This window comes from Enterobacter sichuanensis (genome assembly GCF_009036245.1).
Taxonomy (GTDB): Bacteria; Pseudomonadota; Gammaproteobacteria; order Enterobacterales; family Enterobacteriaceae; genus Enterobacter; species Enterobacter sichuanensis.
Genome location: NZ_CP027986.1, coordinates 3,467,174 through 3,488,790, shown reverse-complemented (window position 1 = coordinate 3,488,790; position 21,617 = coordinate 3,467,174). Strand labels below are relative to the sequence as shown.

The following is a 21,617-nucleotide window of genomic DNA, read 5'->3' as shown; positions in this document are numbered from 1 at the left end:
GTCTCCCGTTTATGATAATATGCCCGAATATTCTTCAGACACTGAATTCAGACATTAAAAATTATGCTGCAAAACATTCGAATCGTGCTGGTCGAAACATCGCACACCGGCAACATGGGCTCCGTTGCCCGCGCTATGAAAACCATGGGCTTAACCAATCTCTGGCTGGTGAACCCGCTGGTGAAACCTGACTCGCAGGCGATTGCTCTGGCGGCCGGTGCCAGCGATGTGATCGGCAATGCACAGATCGTGGACACGCTCGATGAAGCCCTGGCCGGTTGCAGCCTGGTGGTGGGGACGAGCGCGCGTTCACGTACGCTGCCGTGGCCCATGCTCGATCCGCGCGAATGCGGCCTGAAAAGTGTCTCGGAAGCGGAACAGGCGCCGGTTGCGTTGGTGTTTGGCCGCGAGCGCGTTGGCCTGACCAACGACGAACTGCAGAAATGTCACTATCACGTCGCCATTGCGGCGAACCCGGAATACAGCTCGTTGAACCTGGCGATGGCGGTGCAGGTTATTGCTTACGAAGTGCGTATGGCCTGGCTGGCGACGCAGGAGAGCGCGGCAGAACCGAAGGAAGAGACGGCCTATCCGCTGGTGGACGATCTGGAGCGCTTCTATGGGCATCTGGAGCAGACCCTGCTCTCTACCGGATTTATCCGTGAAGGCCACCCGGGGCAGGTGATGAACAAACTGCGTCGTCTGTTTACCCGCGCCCGTCCGGAAAGCCAGGAGCTGAACATCCTGCGCGGCATTCTGGCGTCGATTGAGCAGAAGAATAAAGAGTAGTGCCGATTTCCCCCTCTCCCCGTGGGAGAGGGCTGGGGTGAGGGCATCAGGCCGCACCTATATTATGAAGGCACAGAAGGTTAAATACCTGACTAAAACAGTCAAGTAAATAGTTGACCATTTTAGTCAGGAATGTCAGACTTGGCCCTGCTATGCAATACCCCATTTTACTATAAAAAACCCCGGGCAGGGGCGAGTTTGAGGTTAAGTAAGACATGAGACTGACATCTAAAGGGCGTTATGCCGTAACCGCGATGCTGGACGTTGCGCTCAACTCCGAAGCGGGCCCGGTTCCGTTGGCTGATATTTCTGAACGACAAGGGATCTCCCTCTCTTATCTTGAACAGCTGTTCTCCAGACTGCGTAAAAATGGACTGGTTTCCAGCGTTCGTGGTCCGGGCGGCGGTTATCTGCTCGGTAAAGACGCGGGCAGTATTGCAGTCGGCGAAGTGATTAGCGCCGTAGACGAATCCGTTGACGCGACCCGTTGCCAGGGTAAAGGCGGCTGCCAGGGTGGCGATAAGTGCCTGACCCACGCGCTGTGGCGCGATCTGAGCGACCGTCTGACCGGCTTCCTGAACAACATCACTCTCGGTGAACTGGTGAATAACCAGGAAGTTCTGGACGTTTCCGGTCGTCAGCATAGCCATGATTCCCAACGCAGCACTCGCGCGCAGGACGCTATCGACGTCAAATTACGCGCGTAATAAAACGATAAGTATTTCAGAATCAGGCCGGGGCAAAAACATGCCCCGTGTACTCGGTCGTACATCCAGCCGGTTGCCTGATTCCTTGCATTGAAGCGATGTACGGAGTTTATAGAGCAATGAAATTACCGATTTATCTCGACTACTCCGCAACCACGCCGGTGGACCCGCGTGTTGCCGAGAAAATGATGCAGTGTCTGACCCTGGACGGAAACTTTGGTAACCCAGCTTCCCGTTCACACCGTTTTGGCTGGCATGCTGAAGAGGCGGTTGATATCGCCCGTAATCAGATTGCTGACCTGGTGGGTGCCGACCCGCGTGAGATTGTTTTCACCTCCGGTGCGACCGAATCCGATAACCTGGCGATCAAAGGTGCAGCCAACTTTTATCAGAAAAAAGGCAAGCACATCATCACCAGCAAAACCGAACACAAAGCCGTGCTGGACACCTGCCGTCAGCTCGAGCGTGAAGGGTTTGAAGTCACTTACCTGGCGCCACAGAGCAACGGCATTATTGACCTGAAAGAGCTCGAAGCGGCCATGCGTGATGACACCATTCTGGTTTCCATCATGCACGTCAACAACGAAATCGGCGTGGTACAGGACATCGCAACCATCGGTGAAATGTGCCGCGCGCGCGGTATCATCTACCACGTAGACGCGACCCAGAGCGTGGGCAAACTGCCTATCGACCTGAGCCAGCTGAAAGTGGACCTGATGTCCTTCTCCGGCCACAAAATCTATGGCCCGAAAGGCATTGGCGCACTGTACGTTCGTCGTAAGCCACGTATTCGCATCGAAGCACAGATGCACGGCGGCGGTCACGAGCGCGGCATGCGTTCCGGTACCCTGCCTGTTCACCAGATCGTGGGCATGGGCGAAGCGTACCGCATTGCGAAAGAAGAGATGGAAACCGAGATGGCACGCCTGCGTACGCTGCGTAACCGTCTGTGGGACGGCGTGAAAGATATGGAAGAAGTGTATCTGAACGGCGATCTCGAGCAGGGTGCACCGAACATCCTCAACGTGAGCTTTAACTACGTTGAAGGCGAATCGCTGATCATGGCCCTGAAAGACCTGGCGGTTTCTTCCGGTTCTGCCTGTACGTCTGCAAGCCTGGAGCCATCCTACGTGCTGCGCGCGCTGGGTATGACTGACGAGCTGGCACACAGCTCTATCCGTTTCTCTTTAGGTCGTTTCACTACCGAAGAAGAGATTGACTACACCATCAAGCTGGTTCGCAATTCCATCGGCCGTCTGCGCGACCTTTCTCCACTGTGGGAAATGTTTAAGCAGGGCGTGGATCTGAACAGCATTGAATGGTCACATCACTAATCGGTACATAAGGAGAATTCAATCATGGCATACAGCGAAAAAGTCATCGATCATTACGAAAACCCGCGCAACGTTGGCTCTTTTGACAACAGCGATGAATCTGTCGGTAGCGGCATGGTCGGTGCACCCGCGTGTGGCGACGTGATGAAGTTGCAGATTAAAGTCAACAATGAAGGTATCATTGAAGACGCGCGCTTCAAGACCTACGGCTGCGGTTCTGCTATTGCGTCCAGCTCCCTGGTGACCGAATGGGTGAAGGGCAAGTCTCTGGACGAAGCACAGGCAATCAAGAACACGGACATTGCTGAAGAGCTCGAACTGCCGCCGGTGAAAATTCACTGTTCCATTCTGGCAGAAGACGCGATCAAAGCCGCCATTGCGGATTACAAAAGCAAACGTGAAGCAAAATAATTGAGGTTTGAGTATGTCGATTACCCTTAGCGACAGCGCTGCCGCGCGAGTAAGCTCTTTTCTGGCGAACCGTGGTAAAGGCTTTGGCCTGCGACTGGGCGTACGTACCTCCGGCTGTTCTGGTATGGCTTACGTACTGGAGTTTGTTGACGAGCCGGCGTCTGATGACACCGTGTTTGAAGACAAGGGCGTGAAGGTGGTGGTCGATGGCAAAAGCCTGCAATTCCTCAACGGCACTCAGCTGGACTTTGTAAAAGAAGGCCTGAACGAAGGGTTCAAATTCACGAACCCGAACGTCAAAGACGAGTGTGGTTGCGGCGAAAGCTTCCACGTTTAATCGCGCGTTATCCGAAACCCCACCGTGGCGTTACCCGCCACGCGTGGGGTTTGTTCTAACAGGCTACCCCTGAGATTGTTATGGATTACTTCACTCTCTTCGGACTACCCGCTCAATACCCGATTGATCTCCAGGCGCTGACTACCCGTTTTCAGGACCTGCAGCGTCAGTATCATCCGGACAAATTCGCCAGTGGTACGCAGGCGGAGCAGCTGGCTGCGGTATCGCAATCTGCGACCATCAACCAGGCCTGGCAGACGCTGCGCCATCCGCTGGCGCGTGCAGAATATCTGCTTTCGCTCCACGGGTTTGATCTCGCGAGCGAGCAGCACACCGTGCGCGACACGGCGTTTCTGATGGAGCAGCTGGAGCTTCGCGAAGAGCTTGATGAGATTGAACAGGCCAAAGACGAAGCGCGTCTGGAACGTTTCATCACGCGCGTGAAGGGCATGTTCGATATCCGCCATCAGCAGATGGTGGAGCAACTGAACAACGAGACCTGGGACGTGGCGGCAGATACTGTGCGCAAACTCCGTTTTCTCGATAAACTGCGAAGCAGTGCTGAACAACTCGAAGAAAAGCTGCTCGATTTTTAATTTCGGAAGCAATTATGGCCTTATTACAAATTAGTGAGCCTGGCTTAAGTGCCGCACCGCACCAGCGTCGTCTGGCGGTCGGTATTGACCTGGGCACCACCAATTCCCTTGTGGCGACCGTGCGTAGCGGCCAGGCGGAAACGCTGGCTGACGAGCAGGGCCGCCATCTGCTGCCTTCCGTGGTCCACTACCAGCCGCAGGGTCACGCGGTCGGCTATGACGCTCGCGCCAACGCGGCGCGCGATCCGGCCAACACCATCAGCTCAGTAAAGCGCATGATGGGCCGCTCGCTGGCCGATATCCAGACCCGCTATCCGCATCTCCCGTATCAGCTGCAGGCAAGTGAAAACGGCCTGCCGATGATTGCCACCGCGGCCGGTCTGCTGAACCCGATCCGTGTTTCTGCAGATATCCTCAAAGCGCTGGCGGCGCGCGCGACGGCGACCCTTGGCGGCGATCTGGACGGCGTGGTGATTACCGTTCCGGCCTATTTTGACGACGCACAGCGTCAGGGCACCAAAGACGCCGCGCGTCTGGCGGGCCTGCACGTGCTGCGCCTGCTGAACGAACCGACGGCCGCGGCGATTGCCTACGGCCTCGACTCCGGTCAGGAAGGGGTTATTGCGGTCTACGATCTCGGCGGCGGCACCTTTGACATCTCCATCCTGCGCTTAAGCCGCGGGGTGTTTGAAGTGCTGGCCACCGGCGGGGATTCCGCGCTGGGCGGCGATGACTTCGACCATCTGCTGGCGGATTACATCCGCGAGCAGGCGGGTATTGCCGATCGCAGCGATGCCCGCGTACAGCGTGAACTGCTGGATGCGGCCATTGACGCCAAAATCGCCCTGAGCGATGCGCCGTCAGCCAGCGTGAACGTGGCGGGCTGGCAGGGTGAAATCACCCGCGACCAGTTCAACGATCTGATCGCTCCGCTGGTTAAGCGTACCCTGCTGGCCTGTCGTCGCGCGCTGAAAGATGCCGGCGTTGAGGCTGACGAGGTGCTGGAAGTGGTCATGGTGGGCGGCTCCACCCGTGTGCCGCTGGTGCGTGAACGTGTAGGTGAGTTCTTTGGCCGCACGCCGCTGACCGCCATCGACCCGGACAAAGTGGTCGCTGTGGGCGCCGCGATTCAGGCCGATATACTGGTCGGCAACAAGCCGGACAGCGAAATGCTGCTGCTGGACGTCATCCCGCTGTCGCTGGGGCTAGAAACCATGGGCGGCCTGGTGGAGAAAGTCATTCCGCGTAACACCACCATTCCGGTGGCGCGCGCGCAGGAGTTCACCACCTTTAAGGACGGCCAGACCGCGATGTCCATCCACGTGATGCAGGGCGAGCGTGAGCTGGTACAGGACTGCCGCTCTCTGGCGCGCTTTGCGCTGCGGGGCATTCCGGCGCTGCCGGCGGGCGGGGCGCATATTCGCGTCACCTTCCAGGTGGATGCGGACGGTCTGCTGAGCGTCACGGCGATGGAGAAATCCACCGGCGTGGAATCGTCCATTCAGGTGAAGCCGTCCTACGGCCTGACCGATGGCGAAATCGCCTCCATGATTCAGGACTCAATGAGTTACGCCGAGCAGGATGTGAAGGCGCGTATGCTGGCGGAACAGAAAGTGGAAGCCGCACGCGTGCTGGAAAGCCTGAACGGCGCGCTCGCTGCCGATGCCGCGCTGTTAAGCGCCGCTGAGCGTCAGGTGATTGACGAGGCTGCCGCGCACTTAAGCATGGTCGCCCAGGGCAATGACGCTGATGCAATAGAAGAAGCCATTAAAAACGTTGATAAACAAACCCAGGACTTTGCTGCTCGCCGCATGGACAAATCTGTCCGCGTCGCGCTGAAAGGCCAGTCCGTGGACGAGGTTTAATATGCCAAAGATTGTTATTTTGCCTCATGCGGACCTCTGTCCGGATGGCGCTGTTCTGGAAGCGAAGACCGGTGAAACCATTCTCGATGTTGCCCTGCGTGCAGGTATCGAAGTGGAACACGCCTGCGAGAAATCCTGTGCCTGCACGACGTGCCACTGCATCGTGCGTGAAGGTTTTGACTCTCTCGCCGAGAGCACCGAAGACGAAGACGATATGCTGGATAAAGCATGGGGTCTGGAGCCCGACAGCCGCTTAAGCTGCCAGGCCGCGGTGACCGATGAAGATCTGGTCGTGGAATTCCCACGCTATACCATCAACCACGCACGCGAGCATTAATATGGGACTGAAGTGGACAGACAGCCGCGAAATCGGCGAAGCGCTCTACGACGCGAACCCGGATCTCGATCCGAAGACCGTACGATTCACCGACATGCATCAGTGGATCTGCGATTTAGAGGATTTCGACGACGATCCCAACGCATCCAATGAAAAAATTCTGGAGGCGATTCTGTTAGTCTGGTTAGATGAAGCAGAATAAATAACATAACGGGCTGCCTTCAGGCGGCCCGTTTGCTAGTTGCTAATAAGGAAAAATAAAATGACCGAAGCGATGAAGATTACGCTCTCGAATCAGCCTGCCGACGCGCGCTGGGGCGAGAAAGCCACCTACAGTATCAACAACGACGGTATTACCCTGCACCTGACGGGCAACGATGATTTGGGCCTGATCCAGCGCGCCGCGCGTAAAATTGACGGCCTGGGCATTAAGCATGTCTCTCTGGCAGGCGAGGGCTGGGACACCGACCGCAGCTGGGCGTTCTGGGCTGGCTATAAAGGACCGAAAGGCACCCGCAAAATTGAGTGGGCCAACCTTGACGAAGCCGGTCAAAAAGAGCTGGAAAGCCGCCTGAACATCATCGACTGGGTGCGCGACACCATTAACGCACCGGCGGAAGAGCTGGGACCGGAACAGCTGGCGCAGCGCGCCGTTGACCTGCTGTGCGGCGTGGCCGGCGATAAAATGTCTTACCGCATCACCAAAGGTGAAGATCTGCGCGAGCAGAACTATATGGGGATCCACACCGTGGGCCGTGGTTCTGAGCGTCCTCCGGTGCTGCTGGCGCTGGACTACAACCCAACCGGCGATAAAGACGCGCCGGTCTTTGCCTGTCTGGTCGGGAAAGGCATCACCTTCGATACCGGCGGCTACAGCCTGAAGCAGAGCGCGTTCATGGACTCCATGAAGTCCGACATGGGCGGCGCGGCGACCATTACCGGCGCGCTGGCGTTTGCGATTACCCGTGGCCTGAAAAAACGCGTGAAGCTGTACCTGTGCTGCGCCGACAACATGGTGAGCGGTAACGCCTTCAAGCTGGGCGACATCATTCATTACCGCAATGGCAAAAATGTTGAGGTGATGAATACCGATGCGGAAGGCCGTCTGGTGCTGGCCGATGGTCTGATCGATGCCTCTGCCCAGAAGCCAGAGCTGATTATCGACATGGCGACCCTGACCGGTGCGGCGAAAACCGCCCTGGGTAACGACTACCATGCGCTGTTCAGCTTCGACGACAAGCTGGCTGCCCGCCTGCTGGCAAGTGCGGCGGCAGAGAACGAGCCGTTCTGGCGCCTGCCGCTGGCCGAGTTCCACCGTAGTCAACTGCCGTCTAACTTTGCCGAACTGAACAACACCGCAAGCGCGGCGTACCCGGCAGGGGCAAGCACCGCAGCCGGTTTCCTGTCTCACTTCGTTGAGAACTACCGCGAAGGCTGGCTGCACATCGACTGCTCCGCGACGTACCGTAAAGCGGCGGTTGAGCAGTGGTCCGCAGGCGCGACCGGTCTCGGCGTGCGTACCGTGGCGAATCTGCTGACGGCTGAGTAATTGTTGCCCCTCACCCCAGCCCTCTCCCCAAGGGGAGAGGGTGTTCAAATTCCCTCTCCCCTTGGGGAGAGGGTTAGGGTGAGGGGGAAATTCGACATCTGGAATTGTTATGTCCGAAACCAAAAACGAATTAGAAACCCTGCTGGAGCAGGCGGCGACCGAACCCGCCCACCGTCCGGCATTCTTCCGCACGCTGCTGGAATCCACCGTCTGGGTGCCAGGCACGGCCGCGGAAGGGGAGCAGGTTGTGGAAGACAGCGCGCTGGATCTTCTGCACTGGGAGAAAGATGACGGCTCTTCGGTAATCCCGTTCTTTACCTCGCTGGAAGCGCTGCAGAAAGCGGTAGAGGACGAACAGGCATTCGTGGTGATGCCGGTGCGCACCCTGTTTGAAATGACCCTGGGCCAGACGCTGTTCCTCAACGCGAAGCTGCCGACCGGAAAAGAGTTCACCCCGCGTGAAATTAGTCACCTGATCGGTGAAGAGGGTAACCCGCTCAGCACCCAGGAAGTGCTGGAAGGGGGCGAAACGCTGCTGCTGTCTGAAGTGGCCGAGCCGCCCGCGCAGATGATCGATTCCCTGACCACGCTGTTCAAAACCCTGAAGCCGGTACGACGCGCTTTCCTTTGCTCGATCAAAGAGCGTGCAGACGAAAAGCCGGTGCTGCTGATCGGTATTGAAGCTGATGGCGATTTCGACGAGATCGTTCAGGCGGCGGGAAGCGTGGCCACCGACACGCTGCCGGGGGATGAACCGATTGATATCTGCCAGGTGAAGAACGGTGAGAAGGGCATTAGCCACTTTATTACCGAGCACATCACGCCGTTCTACGAACGTCGCTGGGGCGGCTTCCTGCGCGATCTCAAAACCAACCGCATTATCTGATGACAGCGGGGTGAACCATCACCCCGTTGCTTCCAGCAGCAGTAAATCCATCAGCAGTACCAGATTCGACTCAAACGACGTCACGCCTGCGGCTTCGGCGGCGAAATGTACCGCCTCGTCATAGAGGGCAAAGTGCACATCCGCCATCCCCGCCAGCGTATTGGCCGAGGCGCGGGTAAACGCGACGATCGTCATACCGACGTTTTTGGCGATCCGCGCTTTATCCAGCACCTGTTCCGTTTCGCCGCTGCGCGAGACGGCAATAAACACCTCATAGCGGGCGGCATTGCTGAGAAAAATGTTCCGGCTGTCGCCCGGGCCGGAGATAAACGCTGTTTTGCCCAGCACCTGCAATTTCTTGGTCAGGTACTCCGCAAACAGATAGGAAAACCCGGCGCCGTAGAGAAAGAAGCTCTCTTTCTGGCGCAGCAGGTCGGCAAACTGCTGGCGCTTATCGTGCGTCACCCACTGAAAGGTGTGCTGATAGTTGGCGATAAACTGATTAAAAAGCGCAGGTAGTTCAGGGTGCGATTGCCCCTGAGCGGCAATGTGCGGGGTGTCGGAGAGCAGCTGTTTGCAGTGCCAGATAAACTCGCTATATCCGCTGAACCCCAGCTTCTGACACAGCCGCATAATGGTGGCTGTAGAGACGAACGTCGCCTGCGCCAGCTCGCGAACCGTAATCTTGCCCACCAGCAGCGGGTGTTCTGTCAGGTGGGCGAGGACCCGATACTCCGCACGGGTGAGCGATTCCCCGCGCGTTAACAGCGTGGCCAGGCGGTTATCCATTATTTTGCCGGTTCAACCGGCAGGTCGTCACGCGCACCCCATTCGCTCCAGGCGCCGTCGTAGAGCGTGACGTCGTTAACGCCGAGCGTGGCGAGCGCCAGAATGACCACGCAGGCCGTGACGCCGGAACCGCAGCTGGCGATAACCGGACGGTGTAAATCCACGCCCTGACGCGCAAAGATGGCCCGCAACTCGTCGGTGGTTTTCAGCTCGCCCTCAAACACCAGATCGCCCCATGGCACGTTCAGCGCGCCCGGAATATGTCCGCGCCTAAGTCCCGGACGCGGTTCATCCGCCTCGGCATTGAAGCGTGGCGCAGGGCGGGCATCAACGATTTGGGCCGTTTTTTCGTGGCTTACAACCAGCACGTCGGTCAGGCGTTTCACTACGTGCGCGTCGAACGTGGCATCGAATTCGCCTTCCGGCAGCGTCACGTCGCCCTGCTGAAGCGGCAGTTCGTCACGCTTCCAGCCCGCGAGGCCGCCTGCCAGAATCGAGACTTTTTCCACGCCGAAGTTTTTCAGCATCCACCACGCGCGCGGGGCTGAGAAGAGGTTACCTTCATCATAAACAACGAGGTGTTTGTCTTTGCTGACGCCCAGCTCGCGCATCGCCACGGAAAACGCTTCCGGACGCGGCAGCATGTGCGGCAGGGGAGATGTGTGATCGGAGAGGGCTTCAATATCAAAAAACACCGCGCCTGGCAGATGTCCGGCGCGGTATTCACCGGGCACGTCACGATGCTCTTGTCCCGGAGGGGCCATACGCGCGTCAATAATCTGCACTTCCGGATCGTCGCCGTGCTCAATCAGCCAGTCGGCAGCGACAAAATATGAGGTGGACATGGGTTGCCTCCATTCTTTTCCGTAAAAAAGGATTGTCGGTGTTTTTTCTGACACCGACAAGCAAACCACGTTCAACTCGCGAGCAAGCCCCTATTTTTTCACCGGTTCGCCGTCCTGCCAGGCTTTTTGCAGCGCTGGCCAGTAGTCGCGGTTAGCCTCGATCATCTCATCCAGTATCGCCTTCGCGTGTTCCATGGTCGGCACGGTGCGGTTGAGAGTGAAGGCCTGAAGGGCTTTCTCATAACTCCCTTCAATCGTCGCTTCCACCAGCAGCTGTTCAGAGGCGAGCTGCTGCTGCAAAAGGGTCTGATGGAACAGCGGCACCTGGCCGATGCGGACCGGCTCTGGCCCTTCGGAGGTGATATAAGCAGGCACTTCCACCACGGCATCGTAAGGCAGGTTGGTAATCGCGCCGCGGTTTTCCACCATCACCAGATGGCGGCTCCGCAGGTTAAAGGCCAGCGAGCAGGCGACGTCGACGATGAATTCACCGTGGACGCCCACGTGGAAGGCATCCGGCAGGATCCCGGTGCGCTTGTACTCTTCGGCGGCAGCGAACAGCTTTTTCTCGCGCCCGTCCATCACTTCATTGGCGCGGGTATAGTCCGGGTTCTGATGCGCCACAATCTGGTTCGGCATCAGGTAATACTGCAGATACGGGTTCGGCAGGTACTCCGGGAAGTTATCCATGATCGGCTTTATATTGCGCCAGGTTTTCACCCATGACGGATCCGAATGCTGCGGGTCGGTTTTGGCTGCATCTTCCGTCAGCAGGCCAAACTTTGCGATATGCTTACGCAGCTCCGGCAGCTTATCCTCACCGTCCACCCGCACGCGGGTAAACCAGCCGAAGTGGTTCAGACCAAAGTAGTCGACTTCCAGCTTGCGGCGATCGACACCCAGAATCGCCCCCATGTTACGCATCGCCGCCACCGGCATATCGCAAATGTTCAGCACGCGTGCGTTCGGGCGCAGGCGTCGCACCCCTTCCGCGACGATCGCCGCCGGGTTGGAGTAGTTCACGATCCACGCCTTCTCATGCGCGTAGCGTTCCACCCGATCGATAAGCTCTACCATCGGCAGAATGGTACGCAGACCATACGCCAGCCCGCCGGGCCCGCAGGTTTCCTGGCCAACCACGCCGTGGCGCAGCGGGATCTTCTCGTCCTGCTCGCGCATCTTGTACTGTCCGACGCGCATCTGGGCGAAGATAAAATGCGCGCCGCTGAAGGCCACTTCCGGGTCACCGGTGACGGTGAATTTAATGTTCTGGCTGTGGTCACGAATGACCTTCTCGACAACCGGTGCAATGGTGTTCTGACGCGTCTCGTCGATGTCGTAGAGGCGGATTTCAGCCAGCGGGAAATCCTGCAGGCGCACCATCAGGCTTTTCACAATACCCGGCGTGTAGGTGCTGCCGCCGCCGGCAATCGACAGAATGAATGGGGGTGTAAACATCTTTAGCTCCTTTCAGAGAAACGTCTCAACGGCTTCTCGCATTTTTTTGACATGCAGCCCGTAGACCACCTGAACGTTGTTACCTTGTTTGATAATCCCTTTCGCGCCGGTCGCCTTCAGGCGCGGCTCGTCGATGAGGTTGACGTCCTTCACCGTGACGCGTAAGCGGGTATAGCAGTTATCCACCACGTCAATATTTTCCCGACCGCCGAGACCCACCACGATGGATTCGCCCAGCCCGTCGTTGTTACCCTTCGCCTGGTACTCCTGCTTGCTGTAGAGGCGCGTCTCCTTATCGTCATCCTCACGGCCCGGCGTCTTCATGTCGAAGCGCAGGATCAGGAAGCGGAACACCACGAAGTAGAGGATGAACATGATCAGCCCGACCAGGAGGTACATCGGCCAGTTGGATTTCTCCGTGCCCAGCGGCAGGTTGTAGAGGATGAAATCAATGATCCCGTTAGCGCCGATGGCGTGAACGCCCAGCAGCGAGAACAGCATCATGCCGATGCCGGTCAGGACGGCGTGCACCACGAACAGCAGCGGGGCGACAAACAGGAAGGAGAACTCAATGGGTTCGGTAACGCCGACCAGCAGAGAGGTGAGCGCTGCCGGGATCAGAATGGCTTTCGCAATGGCTTTACGCTCCGGCTTTGCGGTCATGTACATCGCCAGCGCCGCCGCAGGCAGGCCGAACATCTTGCTGATGCCGCGGGCGTCCCACACCACGGTGCTGCTGAGCTGTTTCACCTCCGGGCAGGCCATCTCGGCGAAGTAGATATTGCGCGCGCCCTGGTAAACCGTGCCGCACACCTCCTGCGTGCCGCCCAGCTCGGTATACAGGAACGGGGTATAGACCAGATGATGAAGGCCGGTAGGCACAAGAATACGTTCCAGGAACCCGTAGATGGCGACGCCCAAAGGTCCGGAGCCCTTGATGGCCAGCGCCATCGCGCTAATCCCGTGCTGGGCAAACGGCCACACTTCACTCATTACCACGCCGAGCAGCATGGCGACCGGGAGCATCACAATAGCAACAAAGCAGTGGCCGGAGTAGATTGCCATCGCGCCGTTAAACTGTACGCCGGAGTATTTGTTGTACAGATAGCCGGAAAGCGCACCGGTCAGGATCCCGGCAAAAACCCCCATCTCCAGCACCTGCACGCCCAGTACCATGGTTTGCCCGGCCGCTTTCATCTGGGCTGCTGGTGCCAGCTCGCCCTGCAGCTGCAGCGTGACGTTCATGGCGTTGATAAACACCACAAAGGTCACCAGGCCAATCAGCGCGGCATAGCCTTTATCGCGCGTCGCGAGGCCAATCGGGATACCGACGGCAAACACCAGCGCCAGGTTGACCAGCACCGACACGGCCGATTTCGCGATAAGCTGACCAAGATGCTGAATAAAAGGATGACCAAGAAACGGCAGATACTCCGCGAGATTACCGTTACCCAGCACGTTACCAAAGGCGATAAACAGACCGACGATCGGTAAGATAAGTACCGGTCCGTACAATGATTTTCCAAAATTTTGTAGGGCGTTCACGGCTCGTTTCATGGCTTTCTCTCTTATTGAACCGCGCACTCGGGGTGCGTCTTGAGCTTAAAACTAGCAGGCTCCCGGCGAGCTTATCCAGCTATCTTGTTGTTTTAAAAACAAATGACGTGAAACGTTACATGTAACGTTTCACGCTGTGATCGGCGTAGCACCAGCGGGTTGCCGGTTTGACTCACTCTGCGAGGCGCTTTCCAGATTCTAAAATTGGACTTTTTGAATTAATGAAACTTGCGGATAATACTTATCCGGACGACGACCAACGGGCCCCGTGGGCCAGGGACAAAGGATGAAACCGTTTCGCTTAGCCGCGATCTCTCTCGCGCTGCTTACCACATTTACGCTTGTCGGCTGTGATAACAGCGACGATAACACTCAATCTGCGGCTCCCGCCGCTTCCACCCCATCAACACCGAAAGCTGCGGAAAAGCCCGACGCTGACAAGCTGGCAAAACTGGCGGCGCAGAGTCAGGGCAAAGCGTTAACCCTGCTGGATGCCTCAGAAGTGCAGCTGGACGGCGCGGCCACGCTGGTGCTGACATTCTCGGTTCCGCTGAATCCCGATCAGGATTTCGCGAAAACGGTGCATGTCGTGGACAAGAAAAGCGGCAAAGTTGACGGGGCGTGGGAACTTGCGCCTAACCTGAAAGAGCTTCGTCTGCGCCATCTGGAGCCCAACCGCAACCTGGTCGTCACCGTTGAACGTGGCCTGCAGGGGCTGAATAAGGCGACGTTTGGCATTGATTATGAAAAAGCCCTGACCACCCGGGACGTCGAGCCTACCGTCGGCTTTGCCAGCCGCGGCTCGCTGCTGCCGGGCAAAGTGGTTGAAGGTCTGCCGGTGATGGCGCTAAACGTTAACAACGTGGACGTCAATTTCTATCGCGTGAAGCCTGAATCGCTGGCCTCCTTTGTCAGCCAGTGGGAATACCGCAACGCGCTGACCAACTGGGAATCCGACAACCTGCTGAAGATGGCGGAGCTGGTGTACACCGGTCGCTTCGATCTTAATCCGGCGCGCAATACGCGTGAAAAATTGCTGCTGCCGCTGAAGGATATTAAACCGCTCCAGCAGTCTGGCGTGTATATCGCGGTCATGAACCAGGCCGGGCATTACAACTACAGCAACGCCGCGACGCTCTTTACCTTAAGCGATATTGGCCTGTCCGCTCACCGTTATCATAACCGTCTGGATATCTTTACCCAGAGCCTGGAGAACGGCGCGGCGCAGTCCGGCGTGACCGTGACCCTGTTGAACGATAAAGGGCAGACGCTCGCCGAAGCGAACAGCGACGGTGACGGTCACGCAAAGCTTGAGACCGACAAAGAAGCCGCGCTGATCCTGGCCAGCAAAGACGGTCAGACCACGCTGCTTGACCTCAAGCTACCGGCCCTTGACCTGGCGGAGTTCGACATCGCTGGGAGCCCTGGCTACAGCAAGCAATTCTTTATGTTTGGCCCGCGCGATCTCTACCGTCCGGGCGAAACGGTGATCCTGAACGGTCTGCTGCGCGACAGCGACGGTAAGCCACTGCCCGATCAGCCGGTGAAGCTTGACGTGCTGCGTCCGGACGGACAGGTAGCGCGCACGATTGTCGTCAAGCCAGAGAACGGTCTCTATCGGTTTAACTATCCACTGGACAGCGGGGCGCAGACCGGCATGTGGCATATCCGCGCCAATACGGGCGATAACCTGCAGCGTCTGTGGGACTTCCATGTCGAAGATTTTATGCCTGAGCGGATGGCACTTAACCTGACGGGGCAAAAAGCGCCGGTTTCACCGCAGGATAACGTCGACTTTACTGTGGTGGGCTATTACCTCTATGGTGCCCCGGCCAACGGTAACGCTCTGCAGGGACAACTTTTCCTGCGTCCACTGCGCGACGCGGTTCCGGCACTGCCGGGCTTCCAGTTTGGTGATATCGCCGAGGAAAACCTGAGCCGCAGTCTGGATGAAGTTCAGCTTACGCTGGATGAACAGGGGCGTGGAGAGGTCTCTACGGAGAGCCAGTGGAAAGAGGTGCACTCTCCTTTACAGCTGATCCTGCAGGCCAGCCTGCTGGAGTCTGGCGGTCGTCCGGTGACGCGTCGTGCTGAGCAGGCTATCTGGCCTGCAGCGGAATTGCCGGGCATCCGTCCTCAGTTCGCCAGCAAGGCGGTTTATGACTACCGCACCGATACCACCGTCAACCAGCCGATTGTCGATGAGAATGGCAACGCCAGTTTCGATATCGTCTATGCCGATGCCAGCGGGGCGAAAAAGGCGGTTTCCGGGTTACAGGTGCGACTGATCCGCGAGCGTCGGGACTATTACTGGAACTGGTCCGAAAGCGAGGGCTGGCAGTCGCAGTTTGATCAAAAAGATCTGATCGAAGGCGAGCAGGAGTTGACTCTCAAGGCTGATGAAACCGGCAAAGTCACTTTCCCGGTTGAGTGGGGCTCCTATCGTCTGGAGGTTAAAGCACCGGACGACATGGTCAGCAGCGTGCGCTTCTGGGCGGGCTACAGCTGGCAGGATAATAGCGACGGCACCGGGGCTGCGCGCCCTGACCGCGTCACCCTGAAACTGGATAAACCGGGTTATCAGCCTGGCGATACTATCAACCTGCACATTGCTGCACCAGCCGCCGGCAAGGGCTATGCCATGATCGAATCCAGCGAAGGGCCGCTGTGGTGGAAAGAGATCGACGTCCCGGCAAACGGGCTGGATCTCGCTATCCCGGTCGACAAAGCCTGGAAACGTCACGATCTTTATCTCAGCACGCTGGTGGTACGCCCTGGTGATAAATCCAAATCCGCCACGCCGAAACGCGCGGTCGGCCTGCTGCATCTGCCGATGGGCGACGAAAATCGCCGCCTGAATATTGCACTGGATAACCCGCAGAAAATGCGTCCAAACCAGACGCTCTCTGTGAAGGTGAAAGCCAGCGTGAAAGAGGGCGCGGTGCCGCAGAAAGTGAACGTGCTGGTCTCGGCGGTGGACAGCGGCGTGCTGAACATTACCGACTACGTCACGCCGGATCCGTGGCAGGCTTTCTTTGGTCAGAAGCGCTACGGCGCGGATATCTACGATATCTATGGTCAGGTCATTGAAGGCCAGGGCCGCCTCGCCGCGCTGCGTTTTGGTGGCGACGGGGATGAGCTGAAGCGCGGCGGCAAACCGCCGGTGAACCACGTCACCATTATTGCCCAGCAGGCGCAGCCGGTAACGCTGGATGCCAACGGGGAAGGCACCGTTACGCTGCCGATTGGCGACTTCAACGGCGAGCTGCGTCTGATGGCGCAGGCCTGGACAGAAGACGATTTCGGCAGCAGCGAAAGCAAAGTGATTGTTGCCGCGCCAGTGATTACTGAACTGAATACGCCGCGCTTCCTGGCAAGCGGCGATACTTCACGCTTAACGCTGGACCTCACCAACCTGACCGATCAGCCGCAAACGCTGAACGTGGCGTTAACCGCGGCCGGCAAACTGACGCTGGAAGGGGCGCAGCCGCGGCCGGTGCGACTGCCACCCGGTGCGCGGACGACTCTGTTTATTCCGGTGCGCGCGCTGGACGGCTACGGAGACGGTGAAGTGACTGCGCAGGTGACCGGCCTGCAGCTTCCGGGTGAGACCTTTGCGCCGCAGCAGAAGAGCTGGAAAATCGGTGTCCGTCCGGCGTTCCCGGCGCAGACGGTGAATACCGGGGCCATGCTGAACCCGGGTGAGTCCTGGACAGCGCCGGGGCAGCATATCAACGGCTTCTCTCCTGCAACGCTGCAGGGGCAACTGCTGCTGAGCGGTAAACCACCGCTCAATCTGGCGCGCTATATCCGCGAGTTGCAGGCTTATCCTTATGGCTGCCTTGAGCAAACCACTAGCGGCCTGTTCCCGTCGCTCTATACCAACGCGGCACAGCTGAAGGCTCTTGGCATCAAAGGTGATACGGACGACAAACGCCGTGCCGCCATTGATATCGGCATCTCCCGCCTGCTGCAGATGCAGCGTGATGACGGTGGTTTCGCGCTGTGGGATAAAAACGGTCCGGAAGAGTACTGGCTGACCGCCTATGTCACTGACTTCCTGGTGCGCGCAGGCGAGCAGGGTTACAGCGTGCCGGCCGACGCGGTCAATAATGCGAATAGCCGTTTGCTGCGCTATCTGCAGGACCCGGGTATGATGTCCATTCGCTACAGTGACGATACGCAGGCCAGCAAGTTCGCCGTGCAGGCCTATGCCGCGCTGGTGCTGGCGCGTCAGCAAAAAGCACCGCTGGGTGCGCTGCGTGAAATCTGGGATCGTCACGATCAGGCGACTTCCGGTCTGCCGCTGATGCAGCTCGGTATGGCGCTTAAGCTGATGGGCGATGCCCCACGCAGCCAGCAGGCGCTGGATCTGGCGCTCAAAACGCCGCGTAACGACAGTAAAACCTGGATGGCCGATTACGGCAGCACGCTTCGTGATAACGCGCTGATGCTCTCTCTTCTCGAGGAGTACAAGCTGTTGCCGGATGCGCAAAATACGCTGTTGAATGCGTTGTCTGAAGAGGCCTTCAGCCAGCGCTGGTTATCCACTCAGGAGAGCAACGCGCTGTTCCTGGCCGGACGTTCGCTGCAAACCTTGTCCGGTGCGTGGCAGGCTCAAACCTCGCTGTCTGATACCGCATCAGGTGGAGATCAGGCGCAGGTGCAAAACCTCAACGGTGACCAGCTTGGTGCGTTGCAGGTCACCAATACCGGCACGACACCGCTGTGGGTACGCCTGGACAGCACAGGTTATCCTGAAGATGCGCCACAGCCGAGCTCGAACGTATTGCAGGTTGAACGTCATATTCTGGCAACCGACGGCAGCACGAAATCGCTCTCCTCTCTGAAGAGTGGTGAGCTGGTGCTGGTCTGGCTGGAGGTGAAAGCCAGCCAGAATGTGCCGGACGCGCTGGTGGTGGATCTTCTCCCTGCCGGTCTGGAGCTGGAAAACCAGAACCTGGCAAGCAGCAGCGCCAGCCTGCAGGACAGCGGCAGTGAAGTGCAGAACCTGCTGAGCCAGATGCAGCAGGCGGACATTCAGCATATGGAATTCCGCGACGACCGCTTTGTCGCAGCAGTGCCGGTGAACGAAGGTCAGCCGGTCACGCTGGTTTATCTGGCGCGCGCGGTGACGCCGGGCACCTATCAGGTGCCGGTTCCGATGGTGGAGTCTATGTACGTGCCGCAGTGGCGAGCAACGGGGGCGGCCAGTGGCCCGCTGATTGTTGTTCCGTAATATGCTGATGGCTCGTCTGATACGCTCCCGCTGGCTGTGGCTGGCGGGAGCGCTTCTCATTTTATGGGGGCTGATTCTGGCCGCTGACCGCCTGTGGCCGTTGCCTCTGAAAGAGGTTAACCCCGCCCGGGTCGTGGTGGATGAGAAGGGCACCCCACTCTGGCGTTTTGCCGATAGCGACGGCATCTGGCGCTATCCGGTGACGATCGAAGAGGTCTCCCCCCGTTATCTTGAGGCGCTGATCCAGTACGAAGATCGCTGGTTCTGGGATCATCCAGGCGTCAACCCGCTCTCTGTTCTGCGCGCCGCCTGGCAGGATTTAACTTCCGGAAAGGTTGTCTCCGGCGGTAGTACGCTCACCATGCAGGTGGCGCGGCTGCTGGATCCGCATCCGCGGACTCTGGGGGGCAAAATTCGTCAGCTCTGGCGGGCGTTGCAGCTGGAGTGGCATCTTTCCAAGCGCGATATTCTCACGCTCTATCTTAACCGTGCGCCGTTTGGCGGCACGCTTCAGGGCGTGGGAGCGGCAAGCTGGACCTATCTGGGAAAACCCCCGTCACAGCTCAGTTACTCCGACGCGGCGCTGCTGACCGTGCTGCCTCAGGCACCAAGCCGTTTACGCCCGGACCGCTGGCCTGAACGGGCTGAAGCGGCGCGTAATAAGGTGCTCGACCGCATGGCGACGCAGGGCGTCTGGTCCGCAAAGCAGGTCCAGGAATCCCGTGAAGAGTCGATATGGCTGGCGCCCCGGCAGATGCCGCAGCTGGCACCGCTCTTTGCACGCATGATGCTAAGTAAAAGCCACGACACGAAAATTGTCACCACGCTGGATGCCGGTTTGCAACGGCAGCTGGAAGAGCTGGCGATGAACTGGAAATCCCGCCTGCCGGCCCGCAGCTCGCTGGCGATGATCGTCGTGGATCACACCGATATGAAAGTGCGCGGCTGGGTCGGGTCGGTGGATATTAACGATGACACGCGCTTCAGCCATGTCGATATGGTCAATGCGATCCGATCTCCGGGATCGGTGTTAAAGCCCTTTATCTACGGCATGGCGCTGGATGAGGGATTGATCCATCCCGCCTCGTTGCTGCAGGACGTGCCTAGAAAAACCGGCGATTATCGCCCGGGGAATTTTGACAGCGGATTCCACGGGCCGGTCAGCATGAGCGAAGCGCTGGTGCGCTCCCTCAACCTGCCCGCTGTGCAGGTGCTGGAAGCCTACGGGCCAAAACGGTTTACCGGCATGCTCAGTAACGCAGGCTTGCCGCTGATCCTGCCCGCGGGGGCGCAGCCGAATCTGTCCCTGATCCTCGGCGGGGCAGGCGCGCGGCTGGCCGATATCGCCGCGGCCTACAGCGCCTTTGCCCGCCACGGTAAGGCGGGAAGGCTGCGGCTACAGCCTGGCGATCCGCTCATTGAGCGTCCGCTGCTGTCTCCGGGCTCGGCGTGGATTATTCGCCGTATTCTGGCCAACGAGGCGCAGCCGCTACCGGATAACGCGCTGCCGCAGGTTGCGCCGCTGGCCTGGAAAACGGGCACCAGCTACGGCTACCGCGATGCCTGGGCCATCGGTCTGAATGCCCGCTACGTGATAGGCATCTGGACCGGAAGACCGGACGGCACGCCCGTGGCGGGACAATTTGGGTTTGCCAGCGCGGTTCCGCTGTTAAACCAGGTCAATAACCTGCTTCAGTCACGTTCAACGGTAGACGAAGCCCGCCTGCCGCGCGATCCGCGTCCGGAGAGCGTCGGGCGGGGCGTGATCTGCTGGCCGGGCGGCCAGTCGCTACCGGAAGGCAGCGAAAACTGTCGACGTCGCCTGTCGACCTGGCTGCTGGAGGGGAGTGAGCCGCCCACGCTGCTTCTCCCCGAACAGGAGGGCATACGCGGCATTCGTTTCCCGGTCTGGCTGGATAAAACGGGCAAACGTGTGGCGGCAGATTGCCCGGATGCAACAGAGAAAGACCTTGACGTCTGGCCGCTGCCGCTGGAGCCCTGGCTGCCTGCAAACGAGCGTCGTGCGGTACGCGTCCCACCTCCATCACCAGACTGTCCGCCGCTCTCGCAGGACGCGCCTGCGCCACTCATTCTGACCGGCATACGTGAAGGCGCCGTGATTAAACGCCTGCCGGTAGAATCCCGCGTTTCGCTGCCGCTTCAGGTGACCGGCATTAGCGGCGAGCGCTGGTGGTTTTTGAACGGTGAACCGCTGAATGTGAAAGGGAAAGTTTACACATTACAACTTGATAAAGCGGGCGATTATCAGTTACTCGTTATGGATGAGACCGGGCAGGTTGTGACAGTGAATTTCGCGTTACAGTGACGCAAAAACAGCTTTCAGCGGTGAGCTGTTGCTGAAACTCGTCTTATTTTAAAAAAATGTTACCTGAATCCATAGGCAATGGCGCTATTGCTCATTATAATCCGCGCCACACCATACTCAGGTATGCAAAACAACAGAACATTGACAGAGGTTATCATGGCTATTGAACGTACTTTTTCCATCATCAAACCAAACGCGGTGGCAAAAAACGTTATTGGCAGCATCTTCGCTCGCTTTGAATCAGCAGGGTTCAAAATTGTTGGCACCAAAATGCTGCACCTGACCGTTGAACAGGCTCGTGGTTTCTACGCTGAGCACGAAGGTCGCCCATTCTTTGACGGCCTGGTCGAGTTCATGACCTCTGGCCCAATCGTGGTTTCCGTGCTGGAAGGCGAAAATGCAGTACAGCGTCACCGCGACCTGCTGGGTGCCACCAACCCGGACAACGCGCTGGCAGGTACCCTGCGCGCTGACTACGCTGACAGCTTCACCGAGAACGGTACTCACGGTTCTGACTCCGTTGAATCTGCTGCGCGCGAAATCGCTTTCTTCTTCGCAGAAGGCGAAGTGTGTCCACGTACCCGTTAATTTA

The 21,617-nt window shown here is 58.4% G+C and carries 18 protein-coding genes; 14 read left to right on the top strand and 4 right to left on the bottom strand.

Going from position 1 to position 21,617, the window contains the following annotated elements:
- Positions 1-63: 63 nt before the first annotated feature.
- The 11 genes from trmJ (at position 64) to sseB (ending at position 8,811) form a co-directional block, all read left to right on the top strand.
- Positions 64-789 (top strand): tRNA (cytosine(32)/uridine(32)-2'-O)-methyltransferase TrmJ, encoded by a 726-nt coding sequence (gene trmJ / locus C1N69_RS16755; protein ID WP_025757670.1) that lies wholly within the window; start codon positions 64-66, stop codon positions 787-789.
- 215 nt (positions 790-1,004) lie between these two features.
- Positions 1,005-1,496, top strand: a complete 492-nt coding sequence (gene iscR / locus C1N69_RS16750) for a Fe-S cluster assembly transcriptional regulator IscR (RefSeq protein WP_008502158.1) — start codon at positions 1,005-1,007, stop codon at positions 1,494-1,496.
- 119 nt (positions 1,497-1,615) lie between these two features.
- Entirely contained in the window at positions 1,616-2,830 is a 1,215-nt protein-coding gene (iscS, locus tag C1N69_RS16745; RefSeq protein ID WP_003860663.1) for a cysteine desulfurase, read from the top strand.
- Between the two features lie 24 nt (positions 2,831-2,854).
- Positions 2,855-3,241, top strand: a complete 387-nt coding sequence (gene iscU, locus C1N69_RS16740) for a Fe-S cluster assembly scaffold IscU (RefSeq protein WP_003860661.1) — start codon at positions 2,855-2,857, stop codon at positions 3,239-3,241.
- Between the two features lie 13 nt (positions 3,242-3,254).
- Positions 3,255-3,578 (top strand): iron-sulfur cluster assembly protein IscA, encoded by a 324-nt coding sequence (gene iscA / locus C1N69_RS16735; RefSeq protein ID WP_003860659.1) that lies wholly within the window; start codon positions 3,255-3,257, stop codon positions 3,576-3,578.
- 80 nt (positions 3,579-3,658) lie between these two features.
- On the top strand, positions 3,659-4,174 hold the full coding sequence (gene hscB, locus C1N69_RS16730) for a co-chaperone HscB (protein ID WP_047959240.1): 516 nt from the start codon (positions 3,659-3,661) through the stop codon (positions 4,172-4,174).
- A gap of 14 nt (positions 4,175-4,188) precedes the next feature.
- Entirely contained in the window at positions 4,189-6,039 is a 1,851-nt protein-coding gene (gene hscA / locus C1N69_RS16725) for a Fe-S protein assembly chaperone HscA (protein ID WP_155031565.1), read from the top strand.
- Position 6,040: 1 nt separating this feature from the next.
- Positions 6,041-6,376 (top strand): ISC system 2Fe-2S type ferredoxin, encoded by a 336-nt coding sequence (gene fdx / locus C1N69_RS16720; RefSeq protein ID WP_003860652.1) that lies wholly within the window; start codon positions 6,041-6,043, stop codon positions 6,374-6,376.
- Between the two features lies 1 nt (position 6,377).
- Complete coding sequence (gene iscX / locus C1N69_RS16715) at positions 6,378-6,578, top strand: Fe-S cluster assembly protein IscX (RefSeq protein ID WP_003860650.1); 201 nt, start codon at positions 6,378-6,380, stop codon at positions 6,576-6,578.
- A 60-nt stretch (positions 6,579-6,638) separates the two neighbouring features.
- A complete protein-coding gene (pepB, locus tag C1N69_RS16710) occupies positions 6,639-7,925 on the top strand; it encodes an aminopeptidase PepB (RefSeq protein ID WP_047959238.1) in 1,287 nt (428 codons plus the stop codon).
- Between the two features lie 109 nt (positions 7,926-8,034).
- Positions 8,035-8,811, top strand: coding sequence for an enhanced serine sensitivity protein SseB (sseB, locus tag C1N69_RS16705; protein ID WP_025757678.1), 777 nt, complete (start codon positions 8,035-8,037; stop codon positions 8,809-8,811).
- 18 nt (positions 8,812-8,829) lie between these two features.
- Here the strand turns inward: sseB and C1N69_RS16700 are convergent, their stop codons facing one another.
- The 4 genes from C1N69_RS16700 to C1N69_RS16685 form a co-directional block, all read right to left on the bottom strand.
- Positions 8,830-9,600: a MurR/RpiR family transcriptional regulator gene (locus C1N69_RS16700; RefSeq protein WP_047959236.1), complete on the bottom strand. Its 771-nt coding sequence runs from the start codon at positions 9,598-9,600 to the stop codon at positions 8,830-8,832.
- On the bottom strand, positions 9,600-10,445 hold the full coding sequence (gene sseA / locus C1N69_RS16695) for a 3-mercaptopyruvate sulfurtransferase (protein ID WP_155031564.1): 846 nt from the start codon (positions 10,443-10,445) through the stop codon (positions 9,600-9,602). The genes C1N69_RS16700 and sseA overlap by 1 nt, the downstream gene beginning before the upstream one ends.
- A gap of 90 nt (positions 10,446-10,535) precedes the next feature.
- The gene (locus C1N69_RS16690; protein WP_047959234.1) at positions 10,536-11,903 is read right to left on the bottom strand and encodes a 6-phospho-alpha-glucosidase; all 1,368 of its coding nucleotides are present in this window, start codon (positions 11,901-11,903) and stop codon (positions 10,536-10,538) included.
- A gap of 12 nt (positions 11,904-11,915) precedes the next feature.
- On the bottom strand, positions 11,916-13,460 hold the full coding sequence (locus C1N69_RS16685; RefSeq protein ID WP_047959233.1) for a PTS transporter subunit EIIC: 1,545 nt from the start codon (positions 13,458-13,460) through the stop codon (positions 11,916-11,918).
- A 286-nt stretch (positions 13,461-13,746) separates the two neighbouring features.
- Here C1N69_RS16685 and C1N69_RS16680 point away from each other — a divergent pair, with 286 nt between their 5' ends.
- From C1N69_RS16680 to ndk, 3 genes are all read left to right on the top strand, one after another.
- Positions 13,747-18,699 (top strand): alpha-2-macroglobulin family protein, encoded by a 4,953-nt coding sequence (locus tag C1N69_RS16680; RefSeq protein WP_155031563.1) that lies wholly within the window; start codon positions 13,747-13,749, stop codon positions 18,697-18,699.
- Position 18,700: 1 nt separating this feature from the next.
- Complete coding sequence (gene pbpC / locus C1N69_RS16675) at positions 18,701-21,025, top strand: peptidoglycan glycosyltransferase PbpC (RefSeq protein ID WP_155031939.1); 2,325 nt, start codon at positions 18,701-18,703, stop codon at positions 21,023-21,025.
- A 156-nt stretch (positions 21,026-21,181) separates the two neighbouring features.
- Complete coding sequence (gene ndk, locus C1N69_RS16670; RefSeq protein ID WP_003860625.1) at positions 21,182-21,613, top strand: nucleoside-diphosphate kinase; 432 nt, start codon at positions 21,182-21,184, stop codon at positions 21,611-21,613.
- Positions 21,614-21,617: the final 4 nt, after the last annotated feature.